The following is a 13,400-nucleotide window of genomic DNA, read 5'->3' as shown; positions in this document are numbered from 1 at the left end:
CCAAGCGCTCGATTTGAACGTAGAGCGGAGACGGCTGGGCCAATGCTACCTCCGCAGGTTCGCTTCACTCGGAGAGGGAAACCGGGTACGGCCTAGCCGAGATAGCGCACAAAATGTGGATCACAGCGATCGGAATCGTTGGATAGTCGAGAGGGGTTTGTAGTTTCACCTCTAGAGGGTCTGCTAAATGAACCTTTTCCGTCTCAGGTTTAAACCGGGTGCGACGGTTCCATGCTCCGGCATCTACACCGTCATCCACGGCTCAGATCATGCAGCACCGCACGAGGTAACGTGCATATTCGGCATGCAATTTCCGCCCTGCCGCTCATGTCGGAACCCAAACTTTAGACTTTCGAAAGCCGCGATCCACATAGGGTCGCTCGCAGATTTTAGCACCCGCGTGACCTCGGTCATCGAATCTTAACGGGCGGCTGTCAGACGTTACTCAGTGGGCAGGGTCCGCCCGCGTGTTGCGTTCCCTCCGCCTAGCTGTCCAGCTTCCCCAATGGGCGGAGGGAATGTTCGAACGGTCTGACAGACATGCGCCTCAGGCTGGTCGGTGAGAGTCGACGCAATCCCCCGACAGCGCGACTCGATCACCTAGTTAAAAGATGTGCGCCACGTTAACCTACGTCAAGCGGTACGCTCGGAACGAAGGCTATGCCGCAATGTTGTGAACTCGCTACGTTCGCGTAGCCGTCCTGCTTGCGGTGACCCCTCCCCCGGGCGCTGTAGGCGGGGCGTTGGTTCTGTGCTCCCGCACATCAATCATCGAGCTGGTTAGCGTTCCACCGTCGCCATGAATCGAAGACCTGATTACGCAAGCTGGCGTTCTCCGACAGATCAATGTTCAGAACATTCTCCAGTATTTTCCCGCCGAGTTGTGGCGCTTCGACATTGAACATCGTGAACCAATCTGGATGGCCCAAGATGTAATCAATGTCGGCATCTCTCCACATGCAGCCGATAGCGGCGTCAACGAATTGCGAGGATGCAGCTATCGTCTCTACCATACTCAACCTTGGGCTATCGAGGGGCAAAGCTTGCGCTGTCCCCCCAGAAGCAAGCTTCTTGGTTGGATCGGCGGGGCATGGTCCAAAGACGCTTGAACACCCACTATGCCTAAGCCGCAGATGCGGCGGGACCTGACGGCTGAGCTTCTACTTGGATGTCCGCGAGTTTCCAAGCAGAAATTTCGATCGGCCAGGTCCAGTCCGGATGTGTCAGCTTCACGTCCTTGCCATTGTTCGTCTCTGCCACGGTAAGTTCGAGACCGCCGAAGCTGCCCTCCCCAACACGAACGATCTGACCTGCCGCGAATATCGGCGGCGATCCCTTTTGGCCTGCCCTTTCACGGCGGCGGTCAGCGACTTTCTGGAGAGCCGCCTCTAGGGCGCGCAAGGGGACAAGGCTTAGGTCTGACTGTGGTCTCACGCGCCCATGCATTTGGAACACCGAGAAGTGCGGGTGGCCCCTCGTCACCATCTTGCGCTTCTCCGCGTCCCATACCTGATAGTTGAGCGTGGGTGATCGCGAGAGGTTCAACAGATCATCCAGCCTGTCATAGCGAGCGAACACGTACCCGGGTAGGATCGCCACGACCTGTTCCACCAGCTCGCGGTTGCGTGCCGCTAGGCGAGACCGTTCCTCAATAGGTGTCCAAACGTCGAAGCCGACCTCGCGCAATGAATCCACCAGAGCCAATGTGCGGCCGCCCGAGGTGCGTAGAATGACCCAAAGGCCACGCAGATGAAAGCGATCGTCGCTACGCATTCTCACTCCCCACGACGCCGGGAACGTCGAAATCTACCCAAGCCCGGTATTCCGGGATCTGCACGAGCGCGCGGTGCATGGCATCGGCCGGGGCGGCGTCGCGAATGATGGCGCTCCAAACGACCGACATCAGCAGCGCCAGGCGTTCCGCTGTCGTGAGCTGCGACCACCCGTCGCCACCGGCGCCGCGGCTGTTGTCGAGGTGGCGGAAGCGATCGGCGGGCGCGCGGTAATCAACGACCACCGCGAATGCGTCGGGCCCGTCGCTCCACAGGATCTGGGCGTGTTCGAGCGGGATGTCGTTCATGCATCCTCCCCTTCATCATCGCCATCGCTCTCGCGGTATTCCGCGCTCAGCATGTCGGTCGTCATGAGCACCCGGAACTCGGGAATAACCTGAAGAGCGTTGTGCATATCGATCGTCGACACGCCGTCTCTGACGACGGCCTGCCACGCGCCAGCCAGCAGCACCTTCATCCGCGCATCGGTGGACATGCGGGGCCAATCACGATCATCGCCTTCCCGCGGATGTCCTGAGTTCGCGAAGCATGCGCCGGTTGAACGCGCATATGCATGTCCGAGGTTCTTTACGTCAGGGTGCCGAACGATCATCGCCCCGCCGTAATTTTCCCAGCGGTTCCAGACGAGCATTGCGTGCTCAAGCGGCACGTCGCTTTCAAATTGGGTCATTGGTTCCTCCGTTGGTTGAAGTGGGTAAAGCCGCCACGGTGACCGGCCGATGCTCGCCGCACCAGTCTTCGTCCCACGTGATCGGCCAGATCGCCGCGCCCGCGGCATCGCTCGAGTCTGTCTCTAAATTGGGTCCGCGACGTAGCTTTGGCGGATATCGCCGACACCGGCCTGTGCCGACGTCGCTGACGTTGTAGCCGCCATCGGCCTCGACGCCTTCCCCGACCGGATCAAGAAGGTGCCACCAGTGGCAGGTGTCGCATGTCGGCGAATCAATCATTGGTTTTCCCTTTTTTGCTCTCGCGCGTTTTCTGAATGCCGTTGACAGGGCAGGGTGGTTAGGGGTAGCGCGTAAGCGCGCTTCCCTACCCCCACCCCCTCGGCTGACCCGCTACGCGTAGGAAGCAAGTCCCACAAAGCGACAGCTCCTCCGGTCCGTAGGGACCGCCAGAACTTGGTCGTATTTGGGCGGCCGGCGATCGCTGCGCTGTCCGCATCCAAGGACCGGATCGGCCTTCCGTCCAGCAACACAACGAGGCCCAAACGGTCTACGCGCCGTTGCTGGGGTTCTGGGTTCGTCCCGAAGGCGTCAAGCGTACTCCAGCCCGCGTCGATGGCGTCGGCGCCCCACAACTGTACGAACGCGACCGCGTCCTGAACCACCGTTTTCCAGCGGCCGTGTGCCAACATCGGGGGATTTTCCGCACGTCGCATTCTCTCGATGCCCTCAAGCCAATTTGCGACAGTTGCGACAGTTGCGACAGGCGGCGGGAAAACAGGCTGTGACGCGCACAAATCCACGTTATTTCCTGTCGCAGCCGCTGTCGCAACGCGTGCGATAGGATTTTGCGACAGGGCCGTGACGTCCGGAGTTGCCAGGCTTTCTGCGACAGTTGCGATAGCTGCGATAGGGCCGTGTAAAGAAGCATGAGAGGCGCGGAAATCTGAGCTTCTTGCTGTTGCACCATCTGGCGCAAATGCTGTCGCGACAGATGCGACAGGCTCGTTACCCCAGGCGAAGCCTCCGCTGAAAAGATCGGGCTGGGTCATGCGGGATCGACCGGCACAACGGTGTACGCGTCGGTGTAGAACTTGCGGGCTCCGCCGAGGTCAAGCGTTGCTCCGCCCTTGATCTCCACGAGGTGGTGGTGCTCGACCAGCATCTCTACGGCACGCTTCAGCCGTGGCGCGCTGCGCGTTTGCGAAGGGCCGCGATTGTTGAGATACTGGAGGCCAACGGCCTTTAGCTCGCGCTTCCGTATCCATTCGATCAAGATTACAGCGTTGTTGGAATCATCGTCCAAGGCCGGGGTGCCATAGAGCCGCGCTGCTTCGCCGGCGTAGAACTCGATTAGGGCGATGCCGGCATTAGCTGCTCGGAGGCTAAGACCCTCTGAAACTAAGTTCACGCTGCCGGTGAAGTAGGAGATGACGGCAGCCATGCGGGTCGCGTTTTCGGTCATCTTCGATGCGAAATCCGAGATTTCGCTATAAATACCGCTTGGCGCCAGGGACTTCTCGCAATGATCGCTGAACTGAATGAGCCGGGCGCGTGCCTCAGGCTGCAGCGGCACCAGATCGAGATTAAGCGCACGGCTGTTCTCGTCCCGATAAGCGAAGTCCATCGTGAGCAGTCGCCCGAGACGCTCCTGATACTTCCGAAGGTTCTCGTGCGCCTCCGGGCTAGGTTATTTCCAGAACCTTGTGCCTTTGAGACTTCGAGGCGAAGCGACCAATATTCGGCTTAGCAGTCCTTGATTTCGAACGGCTTTGTTGCCCAACAAGGAATTGGCGATATCCGGCTGCACCATTAAATGGACACTGAGACGACGCCCGTAGAGAATTTGCACCGCATTTTCTTTGTCTGAGCGGATGCGCTTTATAGGAGATCCGTCCCACAGTTTGGAGAGCATGCCACCGGTGGCGGCTTGGTTTTCCTCCTGCATCGACCAGCCTCCGAGGAAGGTTGCGCCTTCATCGGAAAACAGCCCGAGCGCTGGCATGGCCTCGGCAAATAACCTCTGCAGGCCTGGCGCCGTCGGTTCATCGCAGGTCAGGAGCGGCTGCACTGGCGCTAGCGGCGGCTTGCCGACCGCCTCGAGCGCAGCGCTGATATCAGCGCGACTGCCAGATTTCGACTTTGCTTTTGCAGTAGCTGCCTTGAAGGCCGCATCTTCGATCGTGTGCCTGTGCTTCGCGCCTTCGTACGCGACGCCGAGCAGTTCCTCCCGATCTTTCACAGGCTGGAGCGCGAGCAGGTCGGATGTAGACTTGCGGTCGCCGGATGAGGCCACCGTGAAGAAGAAGAGTGAGACGGGCGCCGACCTCCCGGTGATTGTTGTCACGTTGATAAAGCCCTGCGCCACCAACGCGATCGCCGACAACACCGACTGGGCCGCCAGCGAAACTGGAACCTGAGCGATCTCAACGATTCCTCGAATCGCTTCAGCGAGTATCGGAGGCAGCGCTTCGAGGGGATACTCGACGGCGTCGACCACGGCAGTTTTAATGTCGAGCGGCTGCGGAGCCATCGCTTCGGCCGCTTCGAAACTTTCGTCGAACATACCGCTCATTGGCCACCGCCGCGCAGCTGGTCGTTCCAGTCGTCGTACTGGTTCCCAGGCCATGCGAACGACGGCAGCAGGCCGCGCTCGGCCAAGACGATCGCCGCCTTGTTCGCTGCGATCCGGCCAGGCGTGTTGTTCTGCCCGGCGATTATCACGCGCCTGACGATCGGCGGGAACTCGACCGCCGGCATCATGCTCGTGCCGAACGGCACCCAGACCGGCAGGCCGGGGCCTTCCTGGGCTACCGACAGCCCGTCTTCCGGCCCTTCGCATAATATGACCGTGTCCTCGGCCGGCGCGAGTTGAAGGGCAGATCCTTTGATCGTGCCCAGGCTTAGCTTGCAGTCGGCCTTGCCGCGGCTCGGATCGTCGCTGGGGAAAAAGATACGTTGGATGCCGACCACCGAGCCCGTGCCGTCGACCGCGCCGCAGAGGAGGGAAGGGCGCTTACGTCCCCATTCCCCTGTGTCCTTGTTCCGCCACGACGGGATCATGCCGAAGCGGAAGCAGTCGGGCGCCGCGATCGTGATGCCGCGCGCGCGCAGATACGTCTCGGCCGGCGTGCCAGCGATCGGCGAGCCTTCCTTCCAAAATTTACGGGCGTCCTGCTCGAACGCCAAGCGCTCGAGCCGCTCTTCAGCCTGGGCTTTGGCGCGCTCAACGGGCGTCCATGTCGGAAGATCATCATTGGCGAGCCGCTGGTAAGCTTCGCGAAACCCGCAGTTCTCGCGGTCCATGACAAACTTGATGATGTCGCCGTGCCATCCACAGCCGAAGCAATGGGCGAACTCAAGAGCGTCAATTACGGTAAAACTCGGCGACTTCTCGCTATGGAACGGGCACAGGCCCTTCCATTCGCGACCAGCTCGCTTGAGCGGTGTCGCTCGCCCAACCACGGCCGATATCGGCACGCTGGCTTTGAGTTCGTCCATCGCACGACGAAAGGCGACCGGATCGAATGACCCGCGTTCGCCACCGGATGACCGGCGCGCCCCCGACATGGATTTAACCCTCCGCCGAGAGGTGGGCGGTCCGTTCGCTGACAATTTCGGTAAGGGCCGCGTCCATACGGCGGATCGTCTTCATCTTTGGTTCGAACTCTCCGCTATTCCAGCGTGACGGCGTCGATTGGGCGACCCCGGACCGTTTGCAGATGTCTACCATTTGGACGCCAGCCTCTTGCGCGCGGCGCATCAAGGTCTCGACAGGGCTCTCGATTGCGGTTGTGCTCATTCGCATGTTACTATTTGCGCAGACGCAAATTGTAAAGCGTGTGCGCTAATTTGAGACACGTTTCTCGCTTCGTTCTCTCAAGCGGCGATCAGGGGCCGATTGCCAGAAATTAGCGCGGACGCTAATTGACTGTCATGACAAACGCCCAACTGCGCGACGCGCAACTGATCGACGCTTTGGCCAGAGCAACTGGCCTTTCCCCCAGCGACATTGCCGTCAAGGCGGGGATCGCAGCCTCGACCCTCACCCGGGTCGTCAAGGGGCAAAGCCGGCTATCGGTGCCCACAGTCGAGAAGCTGCAAGCGCGGTTTCCCGGCTTTTTTGGTGAGTTGGACGATATCGTAGACTCGGGACCTTCGGAATACATCGAGGTCGAGGTCCTTCCGTCCTATGCAGGCATGGGCGGCGGTGGCACGGGTGAAGGGGAACCGGGTCGGGCGCTCTTGCCTCGACAGCTAATCGAAGAACGCTTGCGGGGTCGGCCGGATGATTTTCTTTTGATCGACGTCCGCGGTGATTCGATGGAAGATGACTTCTTTCACGGCGATCAGATCCTGATCGATAAGCGTGATCGCGACCCTTCACAGCCCGGTCCGTTCTGCCTCCACGATGGTGACGCATACGTCGTCAAATTGGTTGAGCGGGTTCCTCGGAAGCGTGGGTTCCTCCGCATTTTCTCGGCCAATACCAGGTACAACGATTACGAGGTCGACGAAGGGGAAATCCACATTATCGGACGTCCATCTTGGTTCGCACGAGCGCTCTAGCAAATTTATTTGCGTATCCAGATTTGCGTACACGCAAATTAAGGCTTGCGCGTTTTGTGCGTAGGCGCTAATTCTTGGTGCATCAGCTGATCTGATGCGCCGTTAACCATGTCGCCTCAGCCCAGCTGTCCACTCAGCTTGGGAGGTGACCTGTGGTCGCTAATGCAAAACCGCGCGTCACTGCGCGAACGGAGAAGTATTGCCCAGACGATCCGCCATTTTTGGAGAGAGATCGAACCCGGCATCGATATCCAGCACAACAGCTTTATCGAAGCGTGGAACGGCGAGGCGGAAGGTCCCGCTTCTGTCATTTCGTTCGAAGGCTTCGGCGTCACGTTCCTGTTCTTCGTCGGTCGCACGCCGAAGGCGGTGCGCTCGTGAACGGCGATTTCACGCCCGTCCAGCGGTCGCTCAACGGGTTCCAGATCGACGGGTACAATCCGTTCATGACCGCCACCGGCACGACGGAAACCCTGCTCACTGAAGCGCATGGCCTCCTGAAAGTGATCGGTACTGCGTTCAATGACAGCGCAACGGCGGAGAACCGCGGAATAGATGCGGAATTGCCGCAGTTGAACAAGGCTTTTGTATCGTCCGCCCTTCAGGGCATTGGCAGTCTGATCGCACTCGCGATGCTCATGCAGGAGCATAAGTCGTGAGCGCCGAGCGAATGCCGACGATCGAGCGGCCAAGCCCTATCTGCAACGACGTGTTCTGCGCCCTCGATGATATCGGCTGCTCGGCAGAGCGCCTGCGCACGCTGTTCTCCAACAATACGCAAAGCTTAAACGAGGCAATCGAGCGGATAGCCGGCACAGGCGCTGCGGACCGCGATCTGACTGACATCTGGATGATCTTCATTCTCGCAGTGGAGAAATTCACCGAACTCGAAGCCGACATCGGCGCAACGCAAGACGCGTTTCTCGCGGTCCGCGCCGGCCGCGCGCCCCCAGCCAACCGTAAAGCCGTCGGCATTGCCGACGCGAAGGAGGCCTGAGCCATGCTCTTCGCTCACACTACGTACCCCGTCGTGCCGCTGTCGCCGATCGCGGCCGTGTTCCTCGAGGGCTTTCTTGCCAACGAGCGGTGCCGCGCCACCGACCACGATTTGGACGAGCCGAACGCGCCAGAGCCGTGGCTGAATGATGAGGATTATCAGCGCGCGTGTGCGCTCTACAGCGGCGCGCGAGACCGGGCGCGGTCGGCTGGCCCCAAGAGTAGCCACGCCGATCAGGCGGCAGCCCTGCTGGTGCTCGTCGACGACTTGGACCGGCTATTGGAGGGCCATTTCTCCCGCGGTGCCAAGCTGAACCTCGAAGACGACGAAATGCAGGTCCTGCGGGACGTCCGATACGGTACTGCGCAGCTGCTGCGCTGGCATTTCGAAAACGGGGCGGGTGCGTTGCGTCCCATCGCCGTCGACCTGGGTCTGGTCAAGTGAGGGCGCTGCTCGGACGCCCGTTCATGGGCACGAACCTAACAGTCGGCGGCGCGCTCGCCACATTCTGGATCGCGCCGGCGATTTGGGCGCTGTTCGCCGTCGCATACGTGGCGATGCCGTCATGAGCATCGTTACCGACGAAGGTGGCAAGGCGAGCTGCGAAACCTGCATCTGGTGGGAGCAGGGCGGCGCGCAGATCGCGGGCGCCGCGCGGAACGGCTTCCCGAACAATAGCCTCGGCACTTGCCATCTCAACCCGCCCGAAACCGTAAAGGTCGTTGGGCAGTGGATCGAGGCGGTTTTCCCCGTCGTGCACGCCTCGAGGTTCTGCTCGTGCTGGAAAGAGGGCGACGCTTCCGGCGGTGGCGGCGGCGAGCGGATACCGTTCGCGCCGATCGCCACCGACACGGTCGTTGCGTTCGAAAGGCGGAGCGCATGACGGGACTTCGCCTCTGCCGCGACTGTCGTTGGAAGCGGAGCCGGTTCCTCGATCGGCCAGCTTGCGGCAACCACGCCTCGTCGCCGGTGGCGCTCGATCCAGTCTCGGGCGGCACGCATCAAAAGCTGGAAAGCTGCTCGATCTCTCGCATCGGCGGGTACGCCTGCGGAGCGGACGGCAAGCTATGGGAGCCACGCATATGACTGATCTATTGAGCGGCGTAGTCACATTCGGCGGACAGCATCTCGTGATTGCCGCTGCCGCGCCGCCGAGGATGTCGAGCCGCGAAATCGCTGACCTGGTTGGATCGCGCCACGACAAGGTGAAGCAGTCGATAGAGCGGCTGGTCGAGCGTGGGACGATCGTCCAACCCCCAATGGGGGATGAGCCTGAATCCGATGCGCTTGGCCGAACCCGGCTTACGCGCGTTTACCTGATCGGCAAGCGCGACAGCTATGTGATCGTCGCTCAGCTGTCGCCCGAGTTCACCGCGCACTTGGTTGATCGCTGGCAGGAACTCGAGGCGAGCCGGCTACCTGAAGCCCTTCCTCACGACTTTCCTTCAGCGCTTCGTGCACTTGCTGACAAAACCGAGCGCGAGCAGCAGCTCATCGCGGAACGGCGGGCTGACGCCCCCAAGGTCGCGTTCGCGGAGCAGGTCGCCACCGCGCCTGACTCGGTAACGCTGGGCCAGGGGGCCAAGATCTTCGACACCGGCCGCAACCGCTTCTGCCAGTGGCTGCGCGAGATCGCTTGGCTGACGCGGACGAACGAGCCGTATCAGGACAAAATCAACTCTGGATACCTCGACGTGAAGATCAGCAATTGGGATCATCCCGAAAGAGGGCTTCAGCGTGCGGTCACTGCGCTTATCACTGGCAAGGGGCTTGCCAAGCTGCACACGCTCTGGACTGCGGCGCGGCGCCAGCCTGATCTGCCACCCCCCAATGGAAGCTGATGAGAAAAGCCGCGACGCACGTGTGTCAGCCGCCGCGGCTCGCGCGTGCCTATTCGTCGAGATCCTCGCGCAGTGCGAGCCACAAAGGGGCAATGCCCTCGACCAGACAATCGTTGATACCGCCCGCAAGATCACGGCGGATCTATGGCGCGAACGTGACGGCACCAGCCGATCCGGCATCCCACTTACCAGGAGCACAAAATGACCGACACCGCCATGAAACCCGAGACGAAGCCGTTCAACGGCAGCTATCTCCTGTTCCGCAAGAAAGGATCGGCCCTCGTCCGCGGCGGCGCCGCCAAGGAACGGACGAAGCCACCGCGCTTTCGCCACCCGACCTTCGACAGCGCTGAGACCGAGGCCAAGCGCCTGCTCGGCCTGTTCCCCGAATCGACCTTCGTGATGATCCAAGAGGTGGCGCGCGTGAAGCTCAAGCCGGTGGAGGCGGACGAATTTCGTCCGGCTTTCTGATGACCAAGGCGCAGCCTATCGAAACCGCACCGATCGGTGACGGGTGGATACTCGGATACGACCCCGATCTTGGGGAAAGGCAATACGTGCCGTGGCTTGCAATGACTTGGTCTGATTCTGGCTGGGTTGACGACAATGGGGAGACGCGTGCGCCAACGTTGTGGGCACCGCTGCCAGACCCGCAGCCGAAAGCTACGGGCTGGCGGCCCGTCGAGGGGACGATCCTCATTTTAGAAACGACTGGCGACGGTTGGTCCTCCAACGGAAAACCCTGCGCACCTCTGTGGATTTGGTCCGTGTCGATCGAGCGAAGCGACGGCTCATACGATGATTACCGGGAGGTCGATCGGCGCATGACGCTCTCGGAGGCGGAGGTTCTCGCGCTCCGATGGCAGGCGAAATATGGGTTGGCGATTAGGACGGTGCCGCTTGGCGGCGAGATTGTCATATTTCGCCCGAAAGCGACCCGCCAGTGAGCGCCACCGCCAAGCGCTCAGCGCGCCTGATCCGCCTTAAAGAGGTGCTCGAGCTGGTGCCGCTTGGCCGCTCTACGATCTATGATCGCATGGATGCAGGCACCTTTCCGCTGTCCAAAAACCTTGGCGGCGGGGTCGTCGCTTGGTAGGAATGCGAAGTCCTGGAGTGGATTGAGAACCAACCCGTCCGGGAGACGAAAAATAATTCGGGGTAGGCGAGGGGGTATCGTAAAATACGCCATCGCCGAACCCCGCAGAAAACTGCCGTTTATGTCCATCAATTCGGTGGATACCCTGTCCACCAACTTTTTCCGCGGGGCAATCCGGCGATGAACCCCCTTTTTGCCGGGCTCGGCACCACGATCTTCGAGGCGATGTCGGCGCGCGCGCGGGCGACGGGCGCGATCAATCTCGGCCAGGGGTTTCCCGACGGCCGTGGGCCCGAGGACGTGCTTGCCGAAGCGGCGCGCGCCCTGCTCGAAGACTCGAATCAGTATCCGCCGATGGCGGGCACGCCGGCGCTGCGCCAGGCGGTCGCCGAGCATTATCGCGTGCATCAGGGGCTTGATCTCGAGGCGAGCGAAGTGATCGTCACCTCGGGCGCGACCGAGGCGCTGGCCGCGGCGATCTTCGCGCTGGTGACGCCAGGCGACCTAGTCGTGATGTTCCAGCCGCTCTACGACGCCTATCTGCCGCTGGTGCAGCGCGCAGGCGGCGTCGCCCGGCTGGTGCGGCTCGAGCCGCCCGAGTGGCGCATCACCGCCGCGGCGCTTGCCGCGGTGGCGAGCGATCGTACGCGGCTGGTGCTCCTCAACTCGCCGCTCAACCCGACCGGCACGATGATCGGCGCGGACGAGCTCGCGCTGATCGCCGATTTCTGCATCGCGCACGACGCGATCGCGATCTGCGACGAGGTGTGGGAGCATGTCGTGTTCGACGGCGCGCGGCACCAGTCGCTGATGGCGCTGCCGGGGATGCGGGAACGGACCGTCAAGATCGGTTCGGCCGGCAAGATCTTCTCGCTGACCGGGTGGAAGGTCGGTTGGATGTGCGCGGCGCCCGCCATTTCCTCCGTGCTGGCCAAGGCGCACCAATTCCTGACCTTCACCACGCCGCCCAACCTTCAGGCGGCTGCCGCCTATGGGCTGGGCAAGGACATCGCCTATTTCGAGGCGATGCGGGCGGGCTATCAGCGGTCGCGCGATCGGCTGGCAGACGGGCTGGGGGCGCTCGGTTATGTCGTGCTGCCGAGTGCCGCGACCTATTTCCTGTCGATCGACCTCGCCGCCTCGGGGGTCGCGATGGACGACGTCACCTTCGCAAACTGGCTGCTCGAGGAAGCCGGCGTCGCGACGATTCCGGTCTCGGCTTTCTATGCGGCGGATCCGGTGACGAGCGTCGTGCGGCTGTGCTTCGCCAAGCAGGATGCGACGCTGGACGCCGCGCTGGAGCGGATGGCCAAGCGGCCGTAGCGCGGGGCCACCGTACGCCCGCGGAACGTCGGCCTGCCCGATCTCGCGCGTGTCAGACCGAATCGCGCACGCCGCGCTCGGTCACATACGCCGTCACCAGCCGCGCCGGCGTCACGTCGAACGCCGGGTTCGCCGCGCCTGACGCGGTGACGCGGATCCGGCCGCCTTCGCCCGCCACGTATGTCACTTCGTCGCCCGAGCGTTCCTCGATCGGCACGTCGGCGCCGGTCGCGGTCGCAGCATCGAAGGTGGTGTAGGGCAAAGCGACGTAGAACGGCACGGCGTTATCCTTGGCGGCGAGCGCCTTGAGATAGGTGCCGATCTTGTTGCAGACGTCGCCATTGGCGGTGACGCGGTCGGTGCCGACGATCACCGCGTCGACCTGGCCGGTCATCATCAGATGACCGCCGGCATTGTCGGCGATCACGGTGTGCGGCACGCCGTGGCCGGCGAGCTCGAAAGCGGTGAGCAAAGCGCCCTGATTGCGCGGGCGCGTCTCGTCGACCCAGACGTGGATGGGAATACCGGCGTCGTGCGCGAGATAGATCGGCGCGGTCGCGGTGCCGTAATCGACCGTCGCCAGCCAGCCGGCGTTGCAGTGCGTCAGGATGTTGAGCGGGCGATCGGGATGCTTCGCGTGGAGGGTGCGGAACAGCGCAAGGCCATGCGCGCCGATCGCCTGGTTGAGCGCGACGTCCTCGTCGCAGATCGCATCGGCGCGCACGAAGGCGGCGGCGGCGCGGTCGGCGGCGGGGAGGGGGCGGACCGCCGCGGCGACCCGGTCGAGCGCCCATTTGAGGTTGACCGCGGTCGGACGCGATTCGAGCAACTGCGCGTAGGCGGCATCAAGCGCGGCGTCCGATCCGTCCTCGGCAAGCGCCATGGCGAGGCCATAGGCTGCGGTCGCGCCGATCAGCGGCGCGCCGCGCGTCCACATCTCGCGGATCGCGACCTCGGCCGCGTGCGCGCTGCGCAGTTCGACCCACTTTACCACCCAGGGAAGCTCACGCTGGTCGAGGATGCGCGCGCCCGCGCCATCGGCGGTGCGCGTGATCGAGCGTTGATGCGTGCCATCGAGTTTCATCGCGCGTTCCTAATTCTGTTGCCCCTCCC

Annotated in this window: 18 protein-coding genes and 1 pseudogene; 11 read left to right on the top strand and 8 right to left on the bottom strand. The window is 62.3% G+C overall.

Annotation, left to right across the window (positions count from 1 at the left end):
* Positions 1-764: 764 nt before the first annotated feature.
* The 7 genes and pseudogenes from ACVWYO_RS02360 to ACVWYO_RS02330 form a co-directional block, all read right to left on the bottom strand.
* Positions 765-1,013: a hypothetical protein gene (locus ACVWYO_RS02360; RefSeq protein ID WP_457348602.1), complete on the bottom strand. Its 249-nt coding sequence runs from the start codon at positions 1,011-1,013 to the stop codon at positions 765-767.
* 109 nt (positions 1,014-1,122) lie between these two features.
* Positions 1,123-1,773 (bottom strand): transcription termination/antitermination NusG family protein, encoded by a 651-nt coding sequence (locus tag ACVWYO_RS02355; protein ID WP_457348601.1) that lies wholly within the window; start codon positions 1,771-1,773, stop codon positions 1,123-1,125.
* Positions 1,766-2,080, bottom strand: a complete 315-nt coding sequence (locus ACVWYO_RS02350; RefSeq protein WP_457348600.1) for a hypothetical protein — start codon at positions 2,078-2,080, stop codon at positions 1,766-1,768. Before ACVWYO_RS02350 ends, ACVWYO_RS02355 begins: the two co-directional genes overlap by 8 nt.
* On the bottom strand, positions 2,077-2,463 hold the full coding sequence (locus ACVWYO_RS02345; RefSeq protein WP_457348599.1) for a hypothetical protein: 387 nt from the start codon (positions 2,461-2,463) through the stop codon (positions 2,077-2,079). The genes ACVWYO_RS02350 and ACVWYO_RS02345 overlap by 4 nt, the downstream gene beginning before the upstream one ends.
* Positions 2,450-2,743: a hypothetical protein gene (locus tag ACVWYO_RS02340; RefSeq protein WP_457348598.1), complete on the bottom strand. Its 294-nt coding sequence runs from the start codon at positions 2,741-2,743 to the stop codon at positions 2,450-2,452. Before ACVWYO_RS02340 ends, ACVWYO_RS02345 begins: the two co-directional genes overlap by 14 nt.
* 766 nt (positions 2,744-3,509) lie before the next feature.
* Positions 3,510-4,994, bottom strand: a pseudogene (locus ACVWYO_RS02335) (YfjI family protein).
* Between the two features lie 38 nt (positions 4,995-5,032).
* Complete coding sequence (locus ACVWYO_RS02330; protein ID WP_457348597.1) at positions 5,033-5,962, bottom strand: CHC2 zinc finger domain-containing protein; 930 nt, start codon at positions 5,960-5,962, stop codon at positions 5,033-5,035.
* A gap of 435 nt (positions 5,963-6,397) precedes the next feature.
* Here ACVWYO_RS02330 and ACVWYO_RS02325 point away from each other — a divergent pair, with 435 nt between their 5' ends.
* The 11 genes from ACVWYO_RS02325 to ACVWYO_RS02275 all read left to right on the top strand — a co-directional run bounded on the left by ACVWYO_RS02325 (position 6,398) and on the right by ACVWYO_RS02275 (position 12,287).
* Positions 6,398-7,030 carry a LexA family transcriptional regulator gene (locus ACVWYO_RS02325; RefSeq protein ID WP_457348596.1) on the top strand — a complete coding sequence of 211 codons (633 nt, stop codon included), beginning with the start codon at positions 6,398-6,400 and terminating at the stop codon, positions 7,028-7,030.
* Between the two features lie 162 nt (positions 7,031-7,192).
* Positions 7,193-7,411 (top strand): hypothetical protein, encoded by a 219-nt coding sequence (locus ACVWYO_RS02320; protein WP_457348595.1) that lies wholly within the window; start codon positions 7,193-7,195, stop codon positions 7,409-7,411.
* The gene (locus ACVWYO_RS02315) at positions 7,408-7,689 is read left to right on the top strand and encodes a hypothetical protein (protein ID WP_457348594.1); all 282 of its coding nucleotides are present in this window, start codon (positions 7,408-7,410) and stop codon (positions 7,687-7,689) included. Before ACVWYO_RS02320 ends, ACVWYO_RS02315 begins: the two co-directional genes overlap by 4 nt.
* Positions 7,686-8,027 (top strand): hypothetical protein, encoded by a 342-nt coding sequence (locus tag ACVWYO_RS02310; RefSeq protein WP_457348593.1) that lies wholly within the window; start codon positions 7,686-7,688, stop codon positions 8,025-8,027. Before ACVWYO_RS02315 ends, ACVWYO_RS02310 begins: the two co-directional genes overlap by 4 nt.
* 3 nt (positions 8,028-8,030) lie before the next feature.
* Complete coding sequence (locus tag ACVWYO_RS02305) at positions 8,031-8,471, top strand: hypothetical protein (RefSeq protein ID WP_457348592.1); 441 nt, start codon at positions 8,031-8,033, stop codon at positions 8,469-8,471.
* 121 nt (positions 8,472-8,592) lie between these two features.
* A complete protein-coding gene (locus tag ACVWYO_RS02300) occupies positions 8,593-8,910 on the top strand; it encodes a hypothetical protein (RefSeq protein ID WP_457348591.1) in 318 nt (105 codons plus the stop codon).
* 28 nt (positions 8,911-8,938) lie between these two features.
* Positions 8,939-9,868: a phage antirepressor KilAC domain-containing protein gene (locus ACVWYO_RS02295; RefSeq protein WP_457348590.1), complete on the top strand. Its 930-nt coding sequence runs from the start codon at positions 8,939-8,941 to the stop codon at positions 9,866-9,868.
* Positions 9,869-10,069: 201 nt separating this feature from the next.
* On the top strand, positions 10,070-10,339 hold the full coding sequence (locus ACVWYO_RS02290) for a hypothetical protein (protein WP_457348589.1): 270 nt from the start codon (positions 10,070-10,072) through the stop codon (positions 10,337-10,339).
* Entirely contained in the window at positions 10,339-10,815 is a 477-nt protein-coding gene (locus ACVWYO_RS02285) for a hypothetical protein (protein WP_457348588.1), read from the top strand. Before ACVWYO_RS02290 ends, ACVWYO_RS02285 begins: the two co-directional genes overlap by 1 nt.
* Positions 10,812-10,964 carry a helix-turn-helix transcriptional regulator gene (locus ACVWYO_RS02280; RefSeq protein ID WP_457348587.1) on the top strand — a complete coding sequence of 51 codons (153 nt, stop codon included), beginning with the start codon at positions 10,812-10,814 and terminating at the stop codon, positions 10,962-10,964. The genes ACVWYO_RS02285 and ACVWYO_RS02280 overlap by 4 nt, the downstream gene beginning before the upstream one ends.
* 180 nt (positions 10,965-11,144) lie before the next feature.
* Positions 11,145-12,287, top strand: coding sequence for an aminotransferase (locus tag ACVWYO_RS02275; protein WP_457348586.1), 1,143 nt, complete (start codon positions 11,145-11,147; stop codon positions 12,285-12,287).
* Between the two features lie 52 nt (positions 12,288-12,339).
* On the opposite strand, the gene mtnA is transcribed toward ACVWYO_RS02275, so the two are convergent.
* Positions 12,340-13,371 carry an S-methyl-5-thioribose-1-phosphate isomerase gene (gene mtnA, locus ACVWYO_RS02270; RefSeq protein ID WP_457348585.1) on the bottom strand — a complete coding sequence of 344 codons (1,032 nt, stop codon included), beginning with the start codon at positions 13,369-13,371 and terminating at the stop codon, positions 12,340-12,342.
* Positions 13,372-13,400 lie beyond the last annotated feature (29 nt).

This window comes from Sphingomonas sp. UYP23, from assembly GCF_054059235.1.
Note: the sequence above shows the minus strand (reverse complement) of the source record. Positions and strands in the feature narration are given on the sequence as shown.

Bases quoted from the DNA above. Each gene is read 5' to 3' on its own strand.
- ACVWYO_RS02360 (WP_457348602.1), bottom strand. From the start codon at position 1,013: ATGGTAGAGACGATAGCTGCATCCTCGCAATTCGTTGACGCCGCTATC.
- ACVWYO_RS02355 (WP_457348601.1), bottom strand. From the start codon at position 1,773: ATGCGTAGCGACGATCGCTTTCATCTGCGTGGCCTTTGGGTCATTCTA.
- ACVWYO_RS02350 (WP_457348600.1), bottom strand. From the start codon at position 2,080: ATGAACGACATCCCGCTCGAACACGCCCAGATCCTGTGGAGCGACGGG.
- ACVWYO_RS02345 (WP_457348599.1), bottom strand. From the start codon at position 2,463: ATGACCCAATTTGAAAGCGACGTGCCGCTTGAGCACGCAATGCTCGTC.
- ACVWYO_RS02340 (WP_457348598.1), bottom strand. From the start codon at position 2,743: ATGATTGATTCGCCGACATGCGACACCTGCCACTGGTGGCACCTTCTT.
- ACVWYO_RS02330 (WP_457348597.1), bottom strand. From the start codon at position 5,962: ATGGACGAACTCAAAGCCAGCGTGCCGATATCGGCCGTGGTTGGGCGA.
- ACVWYO_RS02325 (WP_457348596.1), top strand. From the start codon at position 6,398: ATGACAAACGCCCAACTGCGCGACGCGCAACTGATCGACGCTTTGGCC.
- ACVWYO_RS02320 (WP_457348595.1), top strand. From the start codon at position 7,193: ATGCAAAACCGCGCGTCACTGCGCGAACGGAGAAGTATTGCCCAGACG.
- ACVWYO_RS02305 (WP_457348592.1), top strand. From the start codon at position 8,031: ATGCTCTTCGCTCACACTACGTACCCCGTCGTGCCGCTGTCGCCGATC.
- ACVWYO_RS02300 (WP_457348591.1), top strand. From the start codon at position 8,593: ATGAGCATCGTTACCGACGAAGGTGGCAAGGCGAGCTGCGAAACCTGC.
- ACVWYO_RS02290 (WP_457348589.1), top strand. From the start codon at position 10,070: ATGACCGACACCGCCATGAAACCCGAGACGAAGCCGTTCAACGGCAGC.
- ACVWYO_RS02285 (WP_457348588.1), top strand. From the start codon at position 10,339: ATGACCAAGGCGCAGCCTATCGAAACCGCACCGATCGGTGACGGGTGG.
- ACVWYO_RS02275 (WP_457348586.1), top strand. From the start codon at position 11,145: ATGAACCCCCTTTTTGCCGGGCTCGGCACCACGATCTTCGAGGCGATG.
- mtnA (WP_457348585.1), bottom strand. From the start codon at position 13,371: ATGAAACTCGATGGCACGCATCAACGCTCGATCACGCGCACCGCCGAT.